The sequence below is a fragment of the Amycolatopsis alba DSM 44262 genome, assembly GCF_000384215.1.
Lineage (GTDB): Bacteria > Actinomycetota > Actinomycetes > Mycobacteriales > Pseudonocardiaceae > Amycolatopsis > Amycolatopsis alba.
This window is the reverse complement of sequence record NZ_KB913032.1, coordinates 6430119-6456145: the sequence shown is the minus strand read 5'-3', so window position 1 is coordinate 6456145 and position 26027 is coordinate 6430119. Positions and strand designations below refer to the sequence as shown.

The following is a 26027-nucleotide window of genomic DNA, read 5'->3' as shown; positions in this document are numbered from 1 at the left end:
CTCGTGAGTGGCGAGGACGGTGAGAACCATCCTTGCCACTCACGAGACCAAGACGGCTCAGGACTCCATGGCCTTGATGAGCGACGCCGGCCGCAGGTCAGTCCAGTTGGTCTCGACGTATTCGAGGCACTCCGGACGCGAGGCCGGACCGAACCTCGTGGTCCAGCCCGCCGGGACCTCGACGAACTCGGGCCACAGGCTGTGCTGCCCCTCGTCGTTGACCAGGACCAGGTATGTGCCGTCAGGATTCTCGAACGGGTTCGTCATTTCTTGCTCTCCTTCTGTGTATCCGATGATTCAGCGCGCCTGGTGAGCGCGTCCAGCGCGAGGAACCAGCCCTCCGCCAAGTCCCGCACCGACTCTTCGGTCAGCACGGCCTCCGGCCAGGACCAGTGAGCTCCCAGTTCGGGGCCACCGGGACGGTCCTCGGTCAGGGCGTTGATCGTCAGCGCGTGCGAGACCGGCATGCGATCGTCCGCACCGATCTCGGCCGCTTCGGCCTCCGCCGCGTACGACCAGTCGGTCGCTTCGGGGACACCGATCCGGCCCAGGTAGTTGAACTCGATCTGCGGCTTCGCGAACTTCGCGAGTTCAGGACCGGTCCGCGGGTCGAGGTACCGGAGCACGCCGTGCCCGATCCCCCCGTCCGGCAGCCCGTCGAGGTGCGCCTGGACCCGCTCGAGCGCGACACCGGCGGCGGCACCGCCCGCGAACGCGTCGCCCAGGTCGAGGTCGCCCAGGTCGAGGCACACCGGGACGACGCTGGTGAACCAGCCGACCGTCCGCGAAAGGTCCGCGCCACCGGCGAGGTCCTCCTCGCGGCCGTGCCCTTCGACGTCGACCAGCACCGCCTGTCCCCCGTCGCGGCGCCACCGGGCGACGGCGAGCGCGAAACCGGTGAGCAGGACGTCGTTGACCGTCGCCCCGAACGCCGACGGCACCCTGGACAGCAGCGGGGCCGTCCGCTCGGCGGGCAGCGTCAGTGACACCTTCCTCACGGTTCCCAGCACGTCACGGGCCGGGTCGAGCGGCCGGTCCAGCGGGATCGGCTCGCCGCCGCCCAGCACCGACTTCCACCGGTCCAGTTCACCACCACGCTCCTGTGTGGACAGATTCCGCGACCACCGCCGGAACGAAGTGGGGACCGGGGGCAGCTCCGGCGGCTCACCGGCAACGACCGATTCCCACGCGGAAGCGAGGTCCGGCAGCAGGATCCGCCACGAGACCCCGTCGACCGCCAGGTGATGGATCATCAGCAGCAACCGCCCTGGCCCGGCCGGTCCCGCGTCGAACCATGTCGCGCTCAGCATCACGCCGGCGTCCGGGTCCAGGCGGGACCTGGTCTGCTCCGCCTGCCTTGCGATCAGCGCGGCCAGATCGTCCTCGACCTCGACGCGTTCGATGAGGACGTCGGCGGAGCCGGACACCCGCAGCGCCCAGCCCGGCACCGACCGGTCGAGCCGGGCACGCAGCAGGTCGTGCTGTGCGACGACGGCGCCGAGCACGGATTTCAGCTGCGCGCCGGTCATCCCGGACGGCGTCTGCAGCAGCGCCGCCTGGTGGTAGCCCGCGATCGGCCCGCCGAGCTCGCGCAGCGCGTGCATGATCGGCGTGAGCGCGACCGTGCCGTCGTCCTCCAGGCTCTCGGCGACCTCGGCCAGGGCCGCGACCGTCCGGCGTGCGAAGACCTCGTGCGGGGTGATCTTCAGTCCTGCCGCGCGCGCACGGCTGACCAGCCGCATCGCGACGATACTGTCCCCGCCGAGGGCGAAGAAGTCGTCGTCGGCGCCGAGTTCCGGCACGTCGAGCACCTCCGCGAAGAGCGCGCACAACGTCTTCTCCCTCGCGGTCTCGGGTGCCCGGCCACCGGCGAGTTCCGCGTAGTCCGGGGCGGGCAGCGCCTTCCGGTCCAGCTTCCCGTTGGACAGCACCGGAAGCGCGGCGAGCGTGACGAACGCCGCCGGGACCATGTAGTCCGGCAGCCTCTCGGCCGCGAACCGGCGCAACTCCACTGCGTCCACAGTGGACACCACGTAGGCCACCAGCTGTTTGACGCGCGGCCGGTCCTCCCGCACCAGGACGATGGCCTGCGCGACCTCGTCGTGCCGCTCGAGCACGGCTTCGATCTCTCCCGGTTCGACCCGGAAACCGCGGATCTTCGCCTGGTCGTCGGCGCGGCCGCCGAAGTCCAGCCGTCCGTCCGCGGTCCAGCGGGCGAGATCGCCGGTGCGGTACATCCGGGCGCCCGCCGGACCGAACGGATCAGCCACGAACCGCTCCGACGTCAGCGTGGACCGCCCGAGGTAGCCACGGGCGAGACCGGACCCGGCGAGGTACAGCTCACCGGTGACGCCGGGCGGCACCGGGCGCAGCGCGGCGTCCAGCACGTAGGCGCGCGTGTTCGCGACCGGGCGGCCGACCAGCGGCCTTTCGCTGTCACCGATCCGCGCGACCAGAGCGTCCACTGTGGATTCCGTCGGCCCGTACAGGTTGAAGGCCTCGGTTCCGTCCAAAGTGGCCAGACGGCGCCACAGGCTCTCGGGCACCGCCTCGCCGCCGACGCCGATCACAGCCAGCGGGCACCGGTCGCCGTCGAGCAGGCCTGCCTCCGCCATCTGCGCGAAGAACGACGGCGTGACCTCGATGAAGTCGATGCCCTCCCGGACGATCATCGCGGCCAGCAGTTCGGGATCGCGCCGGGTCTCCTCGTCGACGACGTGCACGGCGTGCCCGTCGAGCAGCCACAGCTGCGGCTGCCAGGAAGCGTCGAAGGAGAACGACCACGCGTGCCCCACCCGCAGGTGCGGCTTGCCGGTGGCCTCGACCGCGGGCCGGTGCAGCGTGGCGCGGTGGCTGTGGAACAGGTTCACCACACCGCGATGCGGGACGACGACTCCCTTGGGCGTCCCCGTCGAACCCGACGTGTAGATCACGTACGCCGGATGTTCCGGATCGAGCGGGCGGACGCGGTCCCGGTCGGTCAGATCGTGTGCCTGCCGGTCCTCGGTGACCAGCGCGCACAACGCCAGCGTTTCGATTTCGTTCCGCGGCAAGGACTCGAGCAGCTCGGGTTCGGTCAGGATCACCTTGGGCCGCGCGTCGGCCAGCATCGCGGCCAGCCGCTCCGCCGGGTGATCCGGGTCGAGCGGCAGGTACGCCGCCCCCGCCTTGTGGACCGCAAGGATCGCCAGCAGGACGTCCGCCGAACGCGGCAGCGCCAAGGCGACAAAGTCCTCCGGCCCCACACCGTGGGCGACCAGCGCCCTGGCGAGCCGGTTGGCCCGCTCGTTCAGCTCGGCGAAGGTGTAACCGACCTCGCCGGACACCACCGCCGTCGCGCCGGGCGAACGCCGGACCTGCTCCTCGAACAGGCCGGCCACGGTGGACGGCGCGACGGCGAGCGCCGTTTCGTTCCACTCGCGCACGATCCGGTCGAGATCGCCTGCGGCCAGGATGTCGACCCTGCCGACCGGGGTGTCCACATCGAACACCATCGCGGCGAGCACCTGTGCCATCGCCACCGGAAGCCGTTCCGGCAGGCCCGCGTCGAACAGGTCGGAGCGGTACTCGGCGGTGAGCTTCAGCCGGGCACCGGGTTCCACCGCCCAGGTGAGCGGATAGTGCGTGGAGTCCTCGTGGCGCACGATCTCCCCGCGCAACCCGGCTCCGGTCTCGTCCTCCTCCGCGCCCGGATAGCTCTCGAACACCATCAGCGTGTCGAACAGCTCCCCCAGCCCGGCCCCGCGCTGGATGTCGGCGAGCCCGAAATGCTGGTGCGCGAGCAGGGCGGACTGCTCGTCCTGGACCCGGTCGAGGAGGGTGCCCAGCTTTTCGGCGGGGTCGAGCGTGCTCCGCACCGGGATCGTGTTGATGAACAGGCCGATCATCGCCTCGACCCCGGCCAGCTCGGGCGGGCGCCCGGCGACCGTAGCCCCGAACACGACGTCCGACCGGCCGGTCAGCCTGCCGAGCACGATGCTCCACGCGGTCTGGACGAGGGTGTTCAGCGTCAGTCCCCGCGAACGGGCGAGTTCGGCCAGCGCGCTGGTCGCCTGCTCCGGCAGCTCCAGTGACACGCGTTCCGGCGGGGCCGGGACCCGCTGCGGGTCGTGCGGGACGAGGTGGGTCGGCTCGGTCAGCCCGTCGAGTGCCTGCCGCCAGGCGGCTTCCGCCGCGTCGCGATCCTGGTCCCCGAGCCAGCCGAGATGGTCGCGGTACTGCCTGGCCGGTGCCAGGTCGGCGCCCGCGTACAGCTGGGACAGTTCGGCGAACAGTCGCGGCACCGACCAGCCGTCGAGCAGGACGTGCTGGTGCGTGAACACCAGCCGGTGCCGCCCGTCGGGCAGGGCCAGCAGCAGGAACCGCAGCACCGGTGCGGCCGCCGGGTCGAACCGGCGCCGATCGTGGGCAAGCTCCGCTTCGAAGGCGTCCGCCGCGTCCACGAAGCGCCAGGGAACCGTGACCGAACGCGCCACCAGCGCGACCGGACGGCCGGAAGCGAGGTAGCGGTACCCCGTGCGCAGGACTGCGTGCCGGTCGACGAGCGCCTGAGCGGCGTCACGCAACCGAGCCGGCTCCAGCGGCCCGTCGAGGTCGAAGGAAACCTGGACGGTGTAGACGTCGGGCGCGTCGCCGTCCATCGTCGCGTGGAACAGCAGCCCGGCCTGCAACGGCGTCAGCGGCCACACTTCGGCCGTGTCCGGCGCGACGTCCAGGATCTCGGCACGTTCGGTGGCGTCGAGCTCCAGCAGTGCTTTCTCTGCCGTGGGCGCGTCGAGCCGCACCGAGCTGACCTCGGCCAGCGCGGCGACGGTCCGGTGCCGGAAGACGTCACGCGGGCTGAGCAGCAGCCCGGCGCTCCGCACGCGGCCGACCAGCTGCATCGCGACGATGCTGTCGCCGCCGAGGCGGAAGAAGTCGTCATGGACGCCGACCTTCTCCAGCCCGAGGACACCGGCGACCAGCGACGCCAGCAGTTCCTCCCGTGGCGTTCGCGGGGCGTCACCGGAGACCTCGACGGCGAAGTCCGGGGCGGGCAGTGCCTTGCGGTCGAGCTTCCCGCTGGGTGTCAGCGGGAACGCGTCCACCACCACGAACGCCGACGGCACCATGTACTCGGGTAGCACCGCCTCGGCCAGCCGCCGGGTTTCTTCGACGTCGGCTTCCCCGGTCAGGTAAGCGACGAGCCTGCCTTCCCGCAAGACCACCCGTGCGGAAAGCACGGACTCGATCTCGCCCGGCTCGATCCGGAATCCCCGCAGCTTGACCTGGTCGTCGGCGCGGCCGAGGTAGTCGAGCGCGCCGTCGGCACGCCACCGGGCGAGATCGCCCGTGCGGTACAGCCGCTCCCCCGTCGCGAACGGGCTGGCGACGAACCGTTCGGCGGTCAGCCCGGTCCGGCCGAGGTAGCCGCGCGCGAGTTGCGCTCCCGCGAGGTACAGCTCGCCCGGCACCCCCGGCGGGACCGGGCGGAGCCTGGCGTCCAGCACGTGGACACGGGTGTTCCACACCGGACGTCCGATGGGGACGGTGTCGTCGACGATCGTCCAGGAGGTCACGTCGACGGAAGCCTCGGTCGGTCCGTAGAGGTTGTGCAGCGGGACGTCGACGCGGGCGGCGAGTTCCGGCGGCAGTGCCTCGCCGCTGCACAGGACCCGGCGCACGTCGTGCCATCGCGGCTCTTCGGCGAGGAAGGCTTCCAGCATCGACGGGACGAAGTGCAGGGTCGTGATCCGCTGGTCGCGGATCAGCGCTTCGAGGTACCGCGGGTCGCGGTGGCCGTCCGGTTTGGCGACCACGAGGGTCGCGCCGGTGATGAGCGGCCAGAAGAACTCCCACACCGACACGTCGAAACTAGACGGCGTCTTCTGGAGCACACGATCCTCGGCTGTGAGGCCGTATTCGCCCTGCATCCACGACAACCGGTTCACGATGCCCGCGTGGGGCACCACGACGCCCTTGGGACGCCCGGTCGAACCCGACGTGTAGATCACGTACGCCGGAGACCCCGGATCCACCACCCGGCCCAGGTTCTCGCCCGAATATCCGTCCAGAACGGGCAGCTCGTCGAGAACGACCGCGGGAGCGGCGTCTTCGAGCATGAAAGCGATGCGCTCGGCCGGATAGTCCGTGTCGAGCGGCAGATACGCCGCTCCCGCCTTGTGCACCGCGTACAACGCGACGACCAGATCGATCGACCGCGGCAGCGACACCGCCACCAGCGATTCCGCACCCGCCCCCTGCTCGACCAGCCACCGCGCGAGGCGGTTCGCCCTCGCGTTGAACTCGGCATACGACAGCTCAGTGGCCTCGAACACCACAGCGGGAGCATCCGGCGTCCGCGCCACCTGCGCCTCGAACAGTTCGGGCAGCGTCACCGCCGGGACGTCGTGCGCCGTGTCGTTCCAGTGCCCGAGCAGCCTGTGTTCGTCCTCGTCGAGGACGTCGAACGCGCCGACCGGGATCGCGGGATCGGCGGCCACCTGCTCCAGCACGGCGACCAGCCGCCGCGCGAACCCTTCGGCCGTGGTGTGGTCGAACAGGTCGGCGCTGTACTCGATCGCGCCCGAGATCCCGTCGGTGTGCTCCAGGAACCCGAATTCGAGGTCGAACTTGGCGACGCCCTGCGCGAAGTCCTCCTGCTCCGCGCGAAGGCCGGGCAGCCTCAGCCTGTCACCGGATTCGGGCAGGTAGACCACCATCACCTGGAACAACGGGTGCCTGGCCAGCGAACGTTCCGGGTTGACCGCGTCGACCAGGCGCTCGAACGGCAACTCCTGGTGCTCGAAGGCGGCCAGATCCGTCGCCCGCACCCGCGAGAGCAGATCGGTGAACGCCGGATCGCCGGTCAGGTCGGTGCGCAGGACGAGCGAGTTCACGAAGAAGCCGACCAGCGGCTCCAGCCGTTCGTCGGTGCGGCCGGAACTCGGCGCGCCGAGCGGGATGTCGTCCCCGGCGCCGAGCCGGTGCAGCAGGACCGCGACCGCGGCCTGCGCCAGCATGAACATGCTGATGTCGTGCCGCCGCGCGATCGCGCGCAGACGGCCGGTCAGCCCGGCGTCGATCGGGAACGTGACGAGACCGCCGTGATGACTAGATTCGGCGGGCCGCGACCGGTCCGACGGCAGCGCCAATTCGTCCGGCAGTCCCGCGAGGGCTTCCTGCCAGAACTTCAGGTGCCCGGACGCCGTCGAGCCGAGCAGTTCCCGTTGCCACAAGGCGTAGTCCGCGTACTGGACCGGCAAGTCAGTCCACTGTGGACTGCGCCCGTCCGATCGGGCTTCGTACGCGGTGGCGAGGTCTGCCATCAGCGGCTTCTCGGACCCCTCGTCCGTGGCCACGTGGTGCAGCACCAGCAGCAGGACATGTTCCCGTGGCGACACGGCGAAGACCGTGGCCCGGATCGGGAGCTCCTCGTCGAGGGCGAACCCACGACCGGCTTCCGCGGACAGTTGCGCAGGCAGATCCACGGCGTCGGTGAACACGACGTCCGGGCGCGCGCCGGTGAGGATCCGCTGCGCGACGACGTCGCCTTCCTCGACGAACACGGTCCGGAGCGTTTCGTGCCGTTCGACGACGTCGCCGATCGCCGCGCGCAGCGAGTCCGCGTCCAGTTCGCCGTGCAGGCGCCAGGCGAGCGGGATGTTGTAGGTGGGCGTGACCCCTTCGAGCCGGTACAGGAACCACAACCGTTGCTGCGCGGGCGAAAGCGGCAGCGTGTCCGGCCGGTGCCCGGCGGTCAGGACCGGGTGGGCCGACGGTTCCGCGAGCCGGTCCGCCAGCGCCGCGACGGTGGGGGCGTCGAAGACGTCGCGGACCGAAACCGTGGCGTCCAGGCTCGCCGAGATCCGGCTGACCAGGCGCATCACCAGCAGCGAATGCCCGCCGAGCGTGAAGAAGCCGTCGTCGATCCCGACCCGCTCGACGCCGAGCACGTCGGCGAACAGCGCGCACAGGGCCTCTTCCCGCGAGTTCCGCGGCCCGCGGCCTTCGGCGGTCGCGAATTCCGGTGCGGGCAACGCCTTGCGATCGAGTTTGCCGTTCGGGGTCAGCGGGATCTCGTCGAGCACGACGAACGCCGACGGCACCATGTGCTCGGGCAGCCTCGCGGCCACCTTCTCCCGCAGTCCGTCGGCGGAACCGACGACGTAGGCGACCAGCCGGTCTTCGCGGGCGACGACCACGGCACGGGTCACGGACTCGGCCAGGGCGGCCTCGACCTCGCCGAGTTCGACCCGGAAGCCGCGGATCTTGACCTGGTCGTCGATGCGGCCCAGGAACTCCAGCACGCCGTCCTCCGACCAGCGCGCGAGATCCCCGGTCCGGTACATGCGCTCGCCAGGCCCGCCGAACGGGTCGGCGACGAACCGCCCGGCGGTCAGCCCCGGCCGGGCAAGATACCCGCGCGCGAGCTGGACACCGGCGAGGTAGAGCTCACCGGGGACACCCGGCGGGACCGGGTTCAGCCGGGCGTCCAGCACATACGTCCGGGTGTTCCACACCGGCCGCCCGATCGGCACCGACGGCGTCGTCGCGATCCCGGCCCGCCAGGCCGTCACGTCGACCGACGCTTCGGTCGGGCCGTAGAGGTTGTACAGCGGGACGTCCACGCGGGCGGCGAGTTCCGCCGGGAGCGCCTCACCGCTGCAGATAACGCGCCGCAGCCCGGTGCAGTCCGGGCGGGCCTCCAGGAACAACGCGAGCATCGACGGGACAAAGTGGACAGTGGTGATCCCGGCGGTGCGGATCAGCTCGGCGAGGTACGCCGGGTCCTTGTGCCCCTCGGGCCTGGCGACCACCAGCGTGGCGCCGGCGATGAGCGGCCAGAAGAACTCCCATACCGACACGTCGAAACTCGACGGCGTCTTCTGCAACACCCGGTCCTCGGCCGTGATGCCGAATTCGTCCTGCATCCACAGGAGACGGTTCACGATCCCTTCATGAGGCACCACAACGCCCTTGGGACGTCCAGTGGAACCCGAGGTGTAGATCACGTACGCCGGAGAGGACGGATCCACCACCAGGCCCAGGTTTTCACCGGAGTAGCCGTCCAGAACGGGCAACTCGTCGAGTACGACCGCGGGAGCGGCGTCTTCGAGCATGAAAGCAATGCGCTCGGCCGGATAGTCGCTGTCGACCGGTAGGTAGGCCCCACCGGCCTTGTGCACCGCGTGCAAGGCGACGACCAGGTCGATCGACCGGGGCAGCGACACCGCGACCACCGACTCCGCACCCACCCCCTGGTCCGCCAGCCACCGGGCGAGCTGATTGGCCCGCGCGTTGAACTCGGCGTAGGAAAGCTCAGCGGACTCGAATACCACGGCAGGAGCATCCGGCGTCCGCGCCACCTGCCCCTCGAACAGCTCCGGCAGTGTCACCGCCGGGACATCACGGGCCGTCCGGTTCCACCCGGTCACCCGCGCGAGTTCGTCGCCGACGAGGACGTCGAGCAGGGCGACCGGCCGGTCCGGGTCGATGGTGACCTGCTCCAGCAGGGACGCGAGCCGGACGAGCAGCAGCCGGGCCGTCGCCCCGTCGGCGAGGTCCTCGGCGTACTCCAGCATCAGCGTGGCGGTGTTCCCGTCGTCGACCATCGTGAAGTGCAGGTCGAACTTCGCCATGCCGGTGTCCATCTCGAACCACTCGGCGGGCAGGCCGAGCACGTCGTGGGCACCGCTCTGCCGGTGGTAGCCCACCATCACCTGGAACAGCGGGTTGCGGCCCGGCACCCGTGGCGGGTTCAGCTCCTCGACGACACGCTCGAACGGCAGGTCGCCGTGCGAGAACGCGGCGAGATCGGCCTCGCGCACCCTGTCGAGCAGTGCCGCGAACGTCGGTTCGCCGGAGAGATCGGTCCGCAGGACCAGGGTGTTCACGAAGAACCCGACCAGATCGTCGAGTGCCGCGTCGGTGCGCCCGGCGATCGGGGCACCCAGCGGGATGTCGTCCCCGGCGCCGGTCCGGTGCAGCAGCGCGGCCACCGCCGCCTGGAGCACCATGAACGGGCTCGCACCGGCTTTCGCGGCCAGGTCGCGCACGGTGGCCGACAGCGCTCCGGAGAGCGGAGCCTTCACCTTTCCGCCCTTGCCCGTCGGGCGGAGCGGACGCGGACGGTCCAGCGGCAAGGACAGCTCGTCCGGCGCGCCGCGCAGGGAATCCGCCCAGAAGGCGACTTGCCCAGCGCCGTGCTGTTCGAGAAAGTCCCTCTGCCACAACGCGAAGTCGGCGTACTGGACCGGAATGTCCGTCCACACAGGACTCTGGCCACCGAGCCGCGCTTGATACGCCGAGGTCAGGTCGCCCAGGAACGGGCGGTCGGACCATTCGTCGGTCGCGCTGTGGTGCAGGACCAGCGAGATCACCTGGTCGCCGTCGCCGAGCCGCAGCACACGCAGCCGGACCGGGATCTCCCGTGCCAGGTCGAACGGTGCCCTGGAAAGCGCGGCGATCCGGGCATCCAGTCCGGCTTCGTCGCACTCCTCGACGGCGAACGGGATCTCCGGCGCGTCGAGAACGCGCTGGCAGGGCTCGCCGTCGTGTTCGGCGAACACGGTCCGCAGCACCTCGTGCCTGCCGAGGACGTCACCGAGCGCGGCACGCAGGGCTTCGAAGTCCAGGTTTCCCCGCAGCCGGAAGGTCAGCGGGAAGTTGTAGGCGACCGCGTTCGCTTCCATCCGGTCGACGAGCCAGAGGCTGCGCTGCGCGGACGACAGCGGGATCCGTTCGGGGCGTTCCGCGCGGACCACCGCCGGCCGCGCGGGTTCGCCGTCACCTGCGCGAGCGGCCAGTTCGGCGACCGTCGGTGCCTCGAACAGGTCACGGATGGCCAGTTCGGCGCCGAGTTCGGTCCGGGCCCGGCTGATGAGCCGCGTGGCGAGCAGCGAATGACCGCCGAGGTCGAAGAAGTTGTCCTCGACTCCGACCCCGTCCACGCCGAGGACTTCGGCGAACAGCCCGCACAGCGTCTCCTCCGCCGCGGTCTCGGCCGGGCGGCTTTCGGCGAGCCGCACGGTCTGGTCGGCGTCCGGGAGTGCTCGCGTGTTGAGCTTGCCGTTGTCGGTCAGCGGCAGCGCGCCCAGCGTGACGAACGCGGCCGGGACCATGTAGTCCGGCAGTTCCGTCTTGAGCCGGTCCCGCAGGCGCTGCACCAGTTCGCCGCCGCCGCGGGCCGCTGTCGGGCTGGTGGCGTACCTGGCCAGGTTCGTGCCCACCGAGACCGGCTGGTACACACCGGTGACCAGCGCGCCTGACTGTCCCTTGTGGACGAACACCGCCTCGAACGCGCCGTCGGCCGACCACGTGCCGTACACCCGGAAGCCGAGCCGCTCCCCGAGTTCGTGCACGTCGTCGGGCTCGATCCCGCCAGGGGCACGGAACAGGTCCAGGACGTCGATGAGCGGCGCACCGGCGTCCAGCGCGCGGGTCGCCTCGACCTCCGGGGTCTGCCGGGCGTCCGGGATCCGGCTCACGCGCAGCGTTCGGGCTCCGGTCAGGTGCTCTTCCAACGCGGCAAGAGAACCGATCTCGTCCCAGGACAAGCGTGGTGCCTGCGCGACGGACAGGGTCTCGGCGGGTTCCTTGACCAGGACGGCGTCGTAGCGGTACCGGCTCAGCTCGTTGTGCAGCCGGGCCCGTTTGAGCCTGACCTGCGCGGCGACGTCCGGAAGCCGCCGCGCGAGCGCGGTGAAGTAGTCCGGGTCGATCAGCAGTTCCTTCTCCAGTGCGGCGCCGCGTTCGATCGCGCGCCGCACCAGGGCGACGTCGGAGGTCGCGTCGGCGCGGGTCAGCTGGATCGCGGTGTGGAAGGCGCGGGCGAGCCGCAGGTTCCGGACGTCGCCGACGAACAGCGCGCCGCCTGGCGCGAGCAGGCCGATCGCCTTGGTGATGACGTCGGTCAGGTAGTCGACGCTCGGGAAGTACTGGATGACCGAGTTGATCACGATCGTGTCGAACCGCCCGGCGGGCAGGCCGTCGAACACGTGCGCCGGTTGCGCCCGCAGGTTCACCTTGGCCGCCAGCGCCGGATCCCGCTCCAGCTCGCGGTTCAGCTTCGCGATCACCGGCGCGGCGAGGTCGGTGCCCCAGTACTCCTGGGACAACGGCGCGATCTGCCCCATCAGCAGACCGGTGCCGACACCGATCTCCAGCACTCGTTCCGGTTTCAGTTCGGCGATCCGCTCGACGGTCGCCCGCCGCCATTCCCGCATGTGCTCCAGCGGGATCGGGTCGCCGTCGTAACTGGAGTCCCAGCCCGCGAAGTCCTCGGTGAACAGCGCCGTCGGGATCTCGGTGTACTCGTCGGAGTAGATCTGCTGCCATTCGCCGACCTGGTCGGCTTCCGCCTCGGCCCGCGCGTCCCCGCTCAGTTCGGCCGGGACGACGTACCCGATGAGCCGCTGCAGGCCGGGCGCCGACGGATCCGGCCGGGCGATGACGGCGGCCTGCGCGACCTCCGGATACCGGCTGAGCGCGGTCTCGATCTCGCCGAGTTCGACGCGGTAGCCGCGGATCTTGACCTGGTCGTCGGTGCGGCCGAGGAAGTCGAGGTTCCCGTCCGCTCGGCGGCGCACCAGGTCGCCGGTGCGGTACATCCTCCCGCCTCCGGGGACGAACGGGTCGGCGACGAACCGCTCGGCGGTCAGGCCGGGACGGCCGAGGTAGCCACGGGCCAGCCCCTCACCCGCGATGTACAGCTCACCGGCGACGCCGTCCCGGACCGGCCGGAGCCAGGCGTCCACGATGTAGGCGCGGGTGTTCCAGATCGGCTTCCCGACGGTCGGGGTGTCGCTGTCGGTCGTGCCGCCGCCGAGGGTGTTGATCGTGTACTCGGTGGGGCCGTACAGGTTGTAGCCGTAGGTCCCGTCGGTGTCCCGCAGCCGGTTCCACACCGACTCCGAGACCGCCTCGCCGCCGAGCAGGACGAGCGCGGGCCGGTGCCCGTCCAGCAGCCCTTCCTCGATCAGCAGGTGCGCGTACGTCGGCGTCACGTTGACGACGTCGACCTCGTGCTCGTCGCAGTACGCCACGAGCGCCCGCGCGTCGCGCCGCAGTTCCTCGTCGCAGACGTGGACCTCGTGGCCCTCGACGAGCCACAGCAGCTCTTCCCAGGACATGTCGAAGGCGAACGACACGGTGTGCGCGATCCGCAGCCGCCGCCCGCCCGCCGCCGCGATGGCCGGGGCGAAGATCGCGCCCTGGTGGTTGAGCTGCATGTTCGTCAGGCCGCGGTACGGCGTGACGACTCCCTTGGGCTTTCCTGTCGAGCCCGACGTGTAGATGACGTACGCCGGGTGTTCCAGGCGGTCCGCTCGGCCGCGCGCGAACAGGGGGCGTTCGGCGTCGGAGATCGGGCCGCCGCCGAACGCCGTGTCCTCGTGATCGTCGACGAGTACCCGAGGCGTGGCGTCGGGCAGCGTCACCGAGACGTCCTTTGTGGACACAAGGCACAGCGGTGCGGCGTCCTCCAGCATCACCGCCAGCCGGTCGGCCGGGTAGTCGAGTTCCAGCGGCAGATACGCGGCGCCGGTCCGCAGCACGGCGAACAGCGCGACGACCATGTCGATCGACCGGGGCAGCCCGAGCGCGATCACCTGTTCCGGCGCTGCCCCCTTCGCCAGCAGCAGCCGCGCCATCCGGTTGATCCGCGCGTCGAGTTCGGCGTAGGTCAGCTGTTCGTCACCGAAAACCAAGGCCGTCGCGCCGGGCGTCCGCCCGGCCTGCACGGCCAGCAGGTCCGCGATCGTGTCCTCGATGACCGGATGTTCGGCCTCGGCCCAGCTCGCCTCCAGCGCGGCACGGTCCTCGGTGGACACTGTCGCGAGCGCGGCGACGGGTTTCGCCGGGTCGTCGACGATCTGCGACACCAGCGAGGTGAACCGCGCCAGCACCGACGCGGCTTCTTCCGCGTTGATCACGTCGTCCCGATACGACAGCGTGATCCGGATTTCCTCGCCTGGCGTCACCACGAGCGTCAGCGGGTAGTGCGTCGCGTCGATGTTGAGCAGATCGGTGATGCCGTGCCGGTGACGGAGGCCGTCGCGCCGTTCGTCGCCGTCCGCGTTGCGCAGCACGAAAAGGGTGTCGAACAGGACGCGATGACCGGCTTCCCGCTGCAGGACACCGAGGCTCATGAACTCGTACGGGGTCAGGTCCATCCGCTCGGACTGCAGCCGCCGCACCAGATCCAGCACGGACTCGCCCGCGTCGAGCCGCACGCGCGTGGGCACGGTGTTGAGGAACAGGCCGATGGTGTTCTCGATCTCGGGCACGGCGGCGGGCCTGCCCGCGACCGCGGCGCCGAACACGACGTCGTGGCGCCCGGTCATGGTCGAAAGGACGAGGCCCCAGGCGGCGTTGAGCACGGAGTTGACGGTCAGGCCGTGGCGCCGGGCCTGTTCACGCAGCCCCTGGCTGAGGTCGCCGGGCAGCACGGTGTCCAGGTTGACCGGGGTGGCCGGGATCAGGTCCCGGCCCTCCGGTCCGATGACGGTCGGCTCCGCGAGACCGGACAGCGCCTCGCGCCAGGCGTTCGTCGCCGCCTCGATGTCCTGCCGGTCCAGCCAGCGCAGGAAGTCCATATAGGACCCGGCGGCGGGCAGTGTCCGGTCGTCCCCGCCGAGGTCGTACAGCGCGAACAGTTGCTCGATGAACAGCCAGGCGGACCAGCCGTCCCACAGCAGCAGGTGCCGGTTCAGCACGACACGATCGCGCCCGCCCCCGAGCCGCACCAGCTTCAGCCGGAACAGCGGCGGCGCGCCGAGGTCGAACCGCGTCGCGCGGTCCTCGGCCATCAGTTCGTCGAGCCTGGCCCGCCGCTCGGCCTCGGGCAGCCCGGAAAGATCTGCTTCGGACACCGGCGGTGCGACCTCGGCCGCCACGAACTGGACCGGCCCCCGCAGCCCCTCGCTGGTGAAACCGGCGCCGAGGCTCGGGATCCGGCGGAGCAGCGCGGACACCGCCGCCCGGAGCCGCCCGGCGTCCAGGCGATGATCGAAGTCGATCGCCTCCTGGATCGTGTAGATGTCGACGCGGTCGGAGTTGTAGCTGGAGTGGAAGAACAGGCCTTCCTGGAGCGGGGACAGCGACCAGACGTCGGCGACCGGCGCGGGGCTGAACCGCTCGACGCGGGTGATCTCCTCCTGCGTCAGCGAGACCAGTTCGAGGTCGGAGGGTGTGAGCCCCGGCGTCGCGCCCGTGTCCGTGGCGGCGAGTTCGCGCAAGGCGGCGGCCCAGCGTTCGGCGAGCACTCCGGCCGGGCCCGCGAAGGTCGCGGTCAGCCTCGGGCCGTCCCTGGTCTCCTCACAGGCGACCCCGATGCGCACGAGATGGTCCCCTGGCGGTGGCGTGGCCGTGTGCCCGGCGACCTGCCACTCCCCCGGTCCCGCCGGAACCCGGCCGTCGTACCGCAGCGCGATCCGCGGTTTCGCGAGCCCGGCGAGCAGCGGACCGGTCTGGGCGTTGAGGTAGCGCAGCGGCCCGTAACCGTCGGGCGTCCTCCGGACGGTCTCCTTGACCGCCTTGAGCATCGCGAGCGGTTCGCCGGTCGCGGTGATCCGCACCGGGCGCACCGACGTCAGCGCGCCGATGGTGTCCGAAGGGTCAACCCTGCCATGGAGATCGACGAGCAGATCGCCGTCGACAGCGGCTTTCAGCGCCGTCAGGAGGACCTCGGTCACCTCGCCGTGGAGGGCGACGAGCTTCCGGGTGTCCTCGACGGACAGCGAGATCCGGTGCTCGACGACGTCACCGCCGGCGGGAAGCTCGACGGCGCCGGGCGCCAAGGTCTCGGCCCAGTGCCCGATTTCGCCGAGCAGCGCGGGATCCTGCGCGCTTCCGGCGATCCGGCTGGCGATGGTCCGCAGCGAGGTCCGGACCGGGGTGAACACCGGCGGATGACCGCCGGTCACGGCTTCCCAGGCGATCGCGAGGTCGGCAGCCAGTGCCGTGAGGCTCCGCGCGTCCAGCAGGACCGGATGCGCGATGAGGAGCAGCCTGCCCGGTTCGTCGAACCAGACGGCTTGCAGCAGGTTGTCCGTCAACCTGTCGACGGCGGCCCTGTGCTCGGCCTCGATGGAAGCCGTCGCGTGCCGAAGCAGGTCCGCGGCCTGCACTGTCCCTTGTGGACGGACTTCGAGCGACCACAGCACCGAAGCGACCCGCGACAGTTCGAGCCGCAGGCCGTCGTGGTGGTCGAGCACGGCTTGCAGGGCGGCGGCGAGCGTCTCCATGTCGGCGCCGGACGGCACGGTCAGCAGCACGGACTCGGGCTGCACCGCGGCACCCATTTCCCGCAGACGCAGCATCTCCGGCAGAAGCGGGACCGCGCCGATGCCGTCCGCGTCGGCCGCCGGCCCGGCAGGCGTGACGGAGGCGGCGAGCGCGGCCGGGGTCCGGAGTTCGAAGACGTCCTTGGGGCTCAGTTCGAATCCGGCCCGCCGGGCTCGGCTCGACACGGCGATCGAGGAGATGCTGTCGCCGCCCAGCAGGAAGAAGTCACCGTGGGCGCCGACGGTGCCCACTCCCAGGACGTCCGCGAAGATCCCAGCCAGTGCGCGTTCCCGCTCGTTCTCGGACGCTGTCGCGGGCCGGCTGTCCTCCGGTGCGGGCAGAGCCCGGACGTCGAGCTTTCCGCTGGGGGTCAGGGGGAATTCGTCGAGGACGACGAACGCCTGCGGGACCATCGGCGAGGGCAGGGTCTCGCCCAGCGCGGCCCGCAGCAGCTCCGGATCCGCCTTGCCTGCCACATAGCCGACCAGCGCGCCGTCCTTCGCCACGACCGTGGCCGCCGTGACGTCCGGCTGCGCGGCGAGGACGGCTTCGATCTCACCGAGTTCGATCCGGTTGCCGCGGATCTTCACCTGGCGGTCGGTGCGGCCGAGGTACTCGATCTCGCCGTCGGCGCGGCGCCGCACGAGGTCTCCGGTGCGGTACAGTCGCTGTCCCGGTTCGCCGAACGGGTCGGCGACGAACCGCTCGGCGGTCAGGCCGGGCCGTCCGTGATAGCCACGGGCCAGCTGGACACCGGCGAGATACAGCTCACCGGCCACGCCGTCGGGCACCGGGCGGAGGCAGGTGTCGAGGACGTGCGCCCGCGTGTTCCACACCGGGCGTCCGATCGGGACTCCCGTGCCCTCGGCCCTGGCGGCGTCGAAGAAGGTCACGTCCACGGCGGCCTCGGTGGGGCCGTAGAGGTTGTGGAGCGGGACAGCGGTGAGCGAACGCCAGCGGGCGGCGGTCTCGCCGGTCAGGGCCTCACCGCTGGAGAAGACCCGGCGCAACGACCGGAGATCACCGGCGGCGGGCTCGCTCCCGAGGAACGCCGCGAGCATCGACGGGACGAAGTGCAGGGTGGTGATCTCCCGGTCCCGGATCACCCGAGCGAGATATGCCGGATCGCGGTGGCCGTCCGGTTCGGCGAGCACCACCGTGGCGCCTTCGCACAGCGCCCAGAAGAATTCCCACACCGACACGTCGAAACTCGACGGTGTCTTCTGTAGCACGCGGTCCGAGGCCGTGAGCCGGTACTCGTGCTGCATCCACGCGAGCCGGTTGACGATCGCGCGATGGGTGACGGCCACGCCCTTCGGCCGTCCGGTCGACCCGGAGGTGTAGATCAGGTAGGCGGTGTCGTCCGGCCCGGCGGGCGCGCCCTCGACGTCCTCGACGTCCGGCTCGCCGGTCACGGAGACCTGCGTCAGCCCGGCCACGACCGGGATCCGGGCGGCCGTCGCGGGTTCGGAGAGCACGAACCGGGCCCCGGAATCGGCCAGCATGAATTCGAGCCGGTCGGCCGGGTAATCGAGGTCGATCGGCAGGTACGCGGCCCCGGCCTTGAGGACGCCGAGGAGAGCGACCATCAGCTCGGCCGACCTCGGCACGGCGACGGCCACGATCTCGTCCGGACCGGCGCCCAGCGAGCGCAGCCTGCGGGCCAGCCGCTCCGCGCGGGCGTCGAGGTCCTCATAGGACAGTTCGGTGTCCTTGAACAACACCGCTGTGGCGGACGGGGTCCTGGCGGCCTGTTCGGCGAAGGCACCGGCCAGCGTGCGCTCGGGCACCGGATGCGCGGTCGCGTTGAGTTCGGCCAGGCGGCCGCGTTCGGCGGGCGAGAGCAGGTCGACGGCGGCGACCGGCAGTCCGGGGTTCGCGGTGAGTGTCTCCAGCAGCCGGGCGAAACGTTCGGCGAGCTGCCCGGCCGCGAGCGCGTCGATGCGGGCGGCGTCGAATTTGAGGGTGAAGCCCAGGTCCTCGCCCGGTGTCGCGATCACCGCGACCGGGAAGTGCACCGCGTCGGTGACCTCGACGCCGGTGAGGCGCACGGCCCCGGACGGATCCGCGTCACGCGGGAAGTTCTCGACGACCACCAGGGTGTCGAACAGTTCGTCCTGCCCGGCACCGGCGATGCGCTGCAGTTCGCCGAGGCCGAGATGCTGGTGGTCCAGCAGTGCCGCCTGCTCGTTCTGGAGCCGCCGCAGCACGGCGGCGACGGTTTCCGACGGGGACCAGCTCAGCCGCACCGGCACCGTGTTGATGTACAGGCCGACAGCCGAGTCGAGGCCGTCGGCGCCGGTGTCGCGGCCGGAGACCGTGCTGCCGAAAAGCACGTCGTCCCGGCCGGTCAGCCCGCCGAGCAGGAGACCCCAGGCACCGTGCAGGACGGTGCCGAGGGTGAGCCCCTGTGCGCGGGTCATGGCGGACAACTCCGCGGTGGCGCGCTCACCCAGGCTCAGCTGCACTCGCGACGGCTGTCTCCCGGCCGCGGGACGGCCCTCGATCAGCCGGGTGGGTTCGTCCACTCCGGACAGCGCGGTCCGCCAGGCGTCCCGCGAAGCCTCGCGATCGCGCGACGCGAGCCGCCGCAGGTGGTCCGCGCGCGTCGCCGGTTCCGGGAGCGGAGCGTCCACGCCGGCGCAGCCCGCCAGCAGTTCACGGAGCAGCACGACGACCGACCAGCCGTCGGCGATGACGTGGTGGAACGTGAGCGCCAGCTTGGCGCGATCCTCGCCGAGCCGGGCGAAGGTCGCTCGCAGCAGCGGCGGCCGGGCGAAGTCGAACCGGCGCGCACGATCGGCCTCGAACGCTGCCGCGGCGTCTTCGGCGGTCACTTCGCGCCAGGGCAGTTCGGCGTGCCGGGTCACCGTCTGGACGACCTGGCCGCCGTCGAGCTGCCGGAATCCGGACCGCAGCGACGAGTACCGGTCCAGCAGCGCCTGTGCCGACCGCCGCAAGGCGTCGGCGTCGACGTCTCCTTCGAGGTCCAGCACTTCCTGGACCGTGTAGACGTCGGCGGCCTGTCCGCCTTCGAACTCCGCGTGGAAGAAGAACCCTTCCTGCAACGGCGTCACGGGCAGCACGTCGGCGAACTCGGCGAGCGACGCGCGTTCGACGTCGGTCAGGTCCAGCAGCGGCCGGTCGTCCACAGTGGACTCGGCGGATACGGTCTCCGCGCAGGCGGCGAGCGCCTCGGGAGTCCGGTGCTGGAACACCTGGCGCGGCGTGATGGCGAGGCCATGGTCCGCCGCGCCGAGCACCAGCCGGATGGACAGGATGCTGTCGCCACCGAGAGCGAAGAAGTCGTCATCGGCTCCCGCCGAAGGCAGTCCGAGGACCTGCGCGACGACGTCACACAGGATCCGTTCTCGCTCGGTGCGCGGCGCGCGGCCGGTGGCGGAGGCGCCGAGATCCGGCAGGGGCAGCGAGGTGCGGTCCAGTTTGCCGTTCGGCATGATCGGCAGCCGGTCGAGCGCGACGAACGCCGACGGCACCATGTAGTGCGGCAACGCCGTTTCCGCGTGGGTGCGCAACTCCTTGAGCAGCGCCGGAGACGCGCCCGCTTCCGGAACGACGTACGCCACCAGTCGCCGGTCACCCGGCTTGACCTCGCGCGGTACGACGGCGATCCGCTCGACCCCTGGATACGCGGCGAGCGCTGTTTCGATCTCCCCCGGTTCGATCCGGAACCCGCGGATCTTGACCTGGTGATCGGCGCGGCCGAGGAAGTCGAGGTTCCCGTCGGCGCGCCAGCGGACCCGGTCGCCCGTGCGGTACATCCGCTCGCCACCGCCGGTGAAGGGGTCGGCGACGAACCGTTCCGCCGTCAGCCCCGGACGTCCGGCGTAGCCCCGCGCGAGACCGCGGCCGCCGACGTACAACTCCCCTTCGACGCCGACCGGGACCGGCCGCAGCGCGGTGTCGAGGACGTAGCACCGGGTGTTCGGATCCGGTCCGCCGATCGGGATGGGCCCGGTCCAGCCGGGTTCGGCCGCCCACAGCGTCGAGTTCACCGTCGCCTCGGTCAGCCCGTACGCGGCGACGACCTTCAGCTCCTCGGCCCAGCGCGCGATGAGTTCCGGCGGGACGGTCTCGGTACCGACGATCAGCACCGCGCCCTTCGGCAGTTCACAGTCCTCCGGCAACGCCGCGACCAGCGACGGCGGCAGGATCATGTGCGTCGCCGCGTTGCCTGCGATGTACCCGGTCAGCTCGGCGCCCGCGACGCGGCGGTGCGACGGCACCACGATCACCGTCCCGCCGACGCACAGGGACATGACCAGATCCCAGACCGTCACGTCGAATCCGGTCGAGGCGAACTGGATCACCCGGCTGTCCTCGCCGATGCCGATCCGTTCGGTCGCCGTGCTGATCAGGCTGCCGATCCCGTCATGCGACAGGACCACACCCTTCGGCTTCCCTGTCGACCCCGAGGTGTAGATGACATACGCGGCCCGGTCCAGCGAGATCCCGCTGACGTCCACAGTGGACGCTTTGAGTTCCGCGAGTTCCGCGGCGACGGCCGGATCGTCGAGGAGGACCCGTTCGACGTCCGCACCGGACGGCAGCTGCGCGGCTTCATCCTTTGTGGACACCACGACTTCCGCGCCCGCGTGCGACAGCATGTACGCGAGGCGATCCTCGGGGTGGTCGAGATCGAGCGGGAGGTACGCGGCCCCGGCCTTCATGACGGCGAGGAGCGCGACCACGAGATCGGCCGAACGCGGCATCGCCACCGCGACGACATCCTCGTCACCGACGCCGCGTCGCCGCAGCAGGCGGGCGAGGCGGTTGGCGGTGGCGTCGAGCTCGGCGTAGGTCAGCCGGACGTCCTCGCAGACGACGGCCTCGGCGTCCGGTTTCCGCGCCACGATCCGGTCGAACGCCTCGGGCCAGGACACCTCCGGCGAATCCGCCACCGCTGTCCCGAGCTCCAGCATCCGGGCCCGTTCCCCGGCCGTGAGCAGGTCGATCGCCGCCAGCGGCAGGTCCGGCCCCGCCACCAGGGCGTCCAGCACCGCGGCGAACCGGCGGCGATGTTCGGCGAGTTCACCGTCGGAGGAGACGGCCGCGTCCGCGTCGAAGTCGAACCGGAGCCCACGGCCCTCACCGGCGTCGTACACGGCGATGGCGACGTCGCTGATCGGCCCGAGTTCGAGGTTGTGCACCGTGGCGCTCGCGTCGCCGAACGCGAGTTCGCCGTCCACGGCCATGAAGTTCACGCTCAGCCCGACGAGTTCGTGCACCCCGCCGCTCGCGCCGAGGTCACGCGCGAGCTCCTCACCGCGGTACCGGCTGTGCTCCAGCAGCACGGACACCTTCTCCGCGACCTGAGCCACGAGTCGCGCCGGCGTCGTCTCGGGGCGCACGGTCAGCCGCAGCGGCAGGACGTTGGAGACCATGCCCGGCTGTTCACGCAGCGCACGGGTGGTGCGCGCGGTGACCGGCAGGCCGAGGACGAGGTCTTCGGCGCCGGTCACCCGGTGTGCGTACGCCGCCACGGCGGCGATCGCGACGCGGGACAGCCTCGTTCCCGTGTCGAACGCGAACTTCCGCAGGCGTCCGGTCTTCGCCGCGGGCAGCTCCCACGAATGCCGCCGCAGCCGGATCGGCCCGGACGACGCGCGGCCGAGCAGCCGCACCGGGTTCGGCCTGCCCGCGAGTTCGCCGGCCCAGTACTCGCGGTCGCCTTCTCCGTGGTCGACGGCCTCGGTCAGCCCGGAAAGCGGCCAGGAGATTTCGCCGGCGGTGCCCGAATAGAGGGCGGCCGCGCGGCGGGTCAGGACGGCCTGCCCGTGCGCGTCCATCACCAGGTGGTGGTAGCGCTGGACCCAGCGGACCCGGTCCTCGGCGAGGATCAGCAGCGCGTGCCCGGTGAGCGGACCCCGGCCGAGGTCGGCCACCACTGCCAGCTCCGCCTTGGCCCACTCGTCCGCCGCGTGGTCCGGGTCCGGCTCGCCGGTGAAGTCGAGGACGGCGACCTCTCCGGGGGTGACCGGACGCTGGACCGGCGTGTCCCCCTCCAGCCCGACCGTCACGTGCAGGCATTCGGCCTCCGCGACCGCCCTCCGAACGGCGTCACCCAGCCGGGTGACATCGATGTCGCCGCGGAGCTCCGCGACCCAGCCGATCGTGTAGACCGGATCGGCCGGGTCGAGCTGCTGCGCGAGCCAGATCCCCTGCTGTGCCGGGGTCAGGGGAAAGCCGCGGTCCATCGGGAGTGCCTCCACCATTCGAAGAGCGCGAAACGTCGTCTGCGGGTCAGGCGGGCCCTGTGCCACTCACCGCGTACTCGGGCCGGGAAGCGTCGGCGACCCGGCGGTCCACAATGGACTGGAGGATCTCCCCGACCCGGACGGCGGTGTTGGACAGCAGCGACGACGTGATGCCGTGCGTGTGCTCGGTGCCGCCCTGCAGGTAGATCCCGCCGTCCAGCGGCGGTTCGGTGACGATCCGGTAGTCGCGTTCGACGCGGAGCCTGCCCTCGTCGTCGCGAGCGCAGGCGGAGGCGAGTTCACCGAGGAGCGACGTCGGGTCCGCCGGGCTGTACCCGGTGGCGTACACGACGAAATCGGCGTCGATCCTGGTCCGCTCGCCGCTCTCCAGCGCTTCGACGGTGACCCGCACCTCGGAGCCGGTGTCGACGACTTCGGTGGGACGGGAGACGTTGATCAGCCTCAGCCGCTCGACTCCCTGGACCTTCTCGCGGTAGACGCGCCGGTACAACTCATCGATCAGGTCGATGTCCACGGCCGAGTAGTTGGTCGCCCCGTGGTAGCGCATCAGCCGGTCCTTGACCGCTTCCGGCGCCTCGTAGAACCGCCCGACCGCCTCGGGGTCGAAGATCCGGTTGGCGAACGCGCTGTCGTCGGCCGGGCTGTAGCCGTAGCGCGCGAACACCGCGCACACCTCGGCCTGAGGGAAGCGATCGTGCAGCAGCGCGCTGACCTCGGCCGCGCTCTGGCCGGCGCCGACGACGACGAACCGGCGGGGCTCCTCGGCGGCCATCCCCTCGACGCGGTGCAGCAGTTCACTGTTGTGCCAGACGCGAGTGCCCGGCGTCACACCTTCGGGGAGGTTCGGCCGCAGCCCGGTGCCCATCACCAGGTTGCGGGCGCGCAGGTTCACCAGCTCGCCGTCGGTGCGGGCGTGGACGTCGAAGAACTCGATCTCGTCGCCGTCGAAGACCGGCGTGACCGAAAGCACTTCCGTGCCATAGGAAACCAGGTCGTCGACCTTCTCCGCCGCCCATTCGAAGTAGTCGTGGAACTCGATCCGCAACGGGAACAGGTTCTTGTGGTTGATGAAGTCGACCAGCCGGTCCTTGCTGTGCAGATACGACAGGAAGCTGAACGAACTCGTCGGGTTCCGCATGGTCGCCAGATCCTTGAGGAAGGAGACCTGCATGGTGGCGTTGTCGATCAGCATCCCGCGGTGCCAGCCGAAACAGGCCTGGCGCTCGAGGAAGTGAGCGGTGACGGTCTCGGCTCCAGGCGCGGCGTTGTGCTCGGTGACCGCGATGGCGAGCGCCAGGTTCGAGGGTCCGAACCCGACCCCGACCACGTCGTAGACCGGAACCCGTTCACCGAACACTGCTCGTGCCATCTTGAACCCCTTGCGCGGCTCAGCCGCATCTCGGTACTTCGACAGGAAGACCAGGGAACCCTAACCTAAGTTAGGTGAGGCTCAACTAGTACTTTCAGTGGTGATGTTCATCCCTCGACCAGGAGGAGGCCGGTCCCATGCGGGTCGCCATGTTCGGATACCAGACCTGGGGACACCGCACCCTGCGGGCGTTGATCGACGCGGGCCACGATGTCGCCCTCGTCGTCACCCACCCGAAGAGTGACCACGCCTACGAGAAGATCTGGGCCGACTCCGTCGCGGATCTCGCCGAGGCCAACGGGATCCGCACCCTGCTGCGCCAGCGTCCCGACGACGCGGAACTGCTCGCGGAGCTGAAGGAAGCCGATCTCGACCTGATCGTCGCCAACAACTGGCGCACCTGGCTGCCGCCGGAGATCTTCGAGATGCCGCGCCACGGCACGCTGAACGTCCACGACTCGCTGCTGCCCGCCTACGCCGGTTTCTCACCGCTGATCTGGGCGCTCATCAACGGCGAGCAGGAGGTGGGCCTCACCGCCCACATGATGGACGCCGACCTCGACGCGGGTGACATCGTGCTGCAGCGCTCCGTCCAGGTCGGGCCGAAGGACACGACGACCGATCTCTTCCACCGGACCGTCGACCTCATCGCGCCGATCACCACCGACGCCATCGAGCTGATCGAGAAGGGGAACTTCACCCCGGTCAAACAGGACAGGTCGAAGGCCAGCTTCTTCCACAAACGCGCCCTCCAGGACAGCCTCATCGACTGGTCGTGGCCCGCTGACGAGATCGAGCGGCTGGTGCGCGCGCAGTCCGACCCGTACCCCAACGCCTTCACCCATCACCGCGGGAAGCAGCTGCGCGTCGTCCGCTCTTCGGTGTCGACGGGCCTCTACGGCGGCACTCCCGGCCGGATCTTCATCCGGGAGGGTGAAGGCGTCGTGATCGTCACCGGCCCCGAGTCGCGCCGCGGCCGGTCGCACGGACTCGTCATCGAGCGGGTCCGGACCGAGGACGGCACCGAACTCTCCGCGAACGAGTACTTCCGCACCCTGGGCGGCTACCTCACCAACCGTCCCTGACCTGCCGTTTCGCGGTCCCGCGAAAAAAGTCATCGCGGGACCGATGAGTTCTCGCGAAGGGCGCCGTTACATCGGGTAAGAACACTCGATGGGAGGCGCCATGATCGAAACGATCGCCGCGGCGAAGGCGGGGGACGAAACCGCCTTCGCCGCGCTCACCGGACGGCACCGGCGAGAGCTGCACGTCCACTGCTACCGGATGCTCGGCTCGTTCGACGAGGCGGAAGACGTCGTCCAGGAGGCGCTGCTCAACGCTTGGCGCGGGCTGGACACGTTCGACGGCGGGAACTTCCGCGCGTGGCTGTACCGGATCGCCACCAACGCCTGCCTCGACGCGATCCGCAAGAACGAGCGGCGCGTGCCGTCGCTGCGGTCGTTCGCCGAAGTCCCTTGGATCCAGCCGTATCCGGACCGGCTGCTGGACGAGATCGCGCCGTCCGAAGCCGGACCGGACGCGCTCGCCGTGGCCAGGGAGACGATCGAACTCGCCTTCCTCGCGGTCCTGCAGATGCTGCCGCCGCAGCAGCGCGCGGTGCTGATCCTGCGTGACGTCCTCGGCTGGCAGGCCGCCGAGACCGCCGCCCTGCTCGACCTCTCGGTCCCCGCCGCCAACAGCGCCCTGCAGCGCGGCCGCGCGACCCTGCGCGAACGCCTTCCGCAGCAACGCGGCGAATGGTCTGTCGCGGAGGCACCGTCCGAAGAGGAACGGGCGCTGGTGCGGCGGCTCATCGAGGCCCACGACAGCGGTGACTTCAGCACGCTGAGCAGCCTGGTCCGCGACGACGTCCGCCACACCATGCCGCCGGAGCCGAACTGCTACATCGGACTCGAACACCTCGCGCAGCACGGCCGGATCGCCGAGGAGATGGGCGAATGGCGCGCCGTCGCTGTCGACGCCAACCGGATGCCCGCCTTTGCCTCGTACCTCCGTCGCCCAGGCGACACTCTCTTCCGTGCCTTCAAACTCGACGTCCTGCGCGTCGTCGACGGCAAGGCCGCGGAGTTCACCACGTTCGACAGCCACCTGTTCCCGGCCTTCGGCCTGGACGCCACCCTGGAGGGATGAAG

The 26027-nt window shown here is 70.7% G+C and carries 5 protein-coding genes; 2 read left to right on the top strand and 3 right to left on the bottom strand.

Features of this window, described 5'->3' with window-relative positions:
• Positions 1–57 precede the first annotated feature (57 nt).
• Genes AMYAL_RS0130215 through AMYAL_RS0130205 form a run of 3 tightly spaced genes read right to left on the bottom strand, consistent with a single transcriptional unit; the run spans position 58 to position 23874 of the window.
• On the bottom strand, positions 58–267 hold the full coding sequence (locus tag AMYAL_RS0130215; RefSeq protein ID WP_020635020.1) for an MbtH family protein: 210 nt from the start codon (positions 265–267) through the stop codon (positions 58–60).
• Complete coding sequence (locus AMYAL_RS0130210) at positions 264–22502, bottom strand: non-ribosomal peptide synthetase (RefSeq protein ID WP_084702182.1); 22239 nt, start codon at positions 22500–22502, stop codon at positions 264–266. Before AMYAL_RS0130210 ends, AMYAL_RS0130215 begins: the two co-directional genes overlap by 4 nt.
• Before the next feature lie 28 nt (positions 22503–22530).
• On the bottom strand, positions 22531–23874 hold the full coding sequence (locus AMYAL_RS0130205) for a lysine N(6)-hydroxylase/L-ornithine N(5)-oxygenase family protein (protein WP_039794392.1): 1344 nt from the start codon (positions 23872–23874) through the stop codon (positions 22531–22533).
• 137 nt (positions 23875–24011) lie between these two features.
• On the opposite strand from AMYAL_RS0130205, the gene AMYAL_RS0130200 reads away from it, so the two are divergent.
• Positions 24012–24959, top strand: coding sequence for a methionyl-tRNA formyltransferase (locus AMYAL_RS0130200; RefSeq protein ID WP_020635017.1), 948 nt, complete (start codon positions 24012–24014; stop codon positions 24957–24959).
• A gap of 100 nt (positions 24960–25059) precedes the next feature.
• On the top strand, positions 25060–26025 hold the full coding sequence (locus AMYAL_RS0130195) for an RNA polymerase subunit sigma-70 (RefSeq protein WP_020635016.1): 966 nt from the start codon (positions 25060–25062) through the stop codon (positions 26023–26025).
• Positions 26026–26027: the final 2 nt, after the last annotated feature.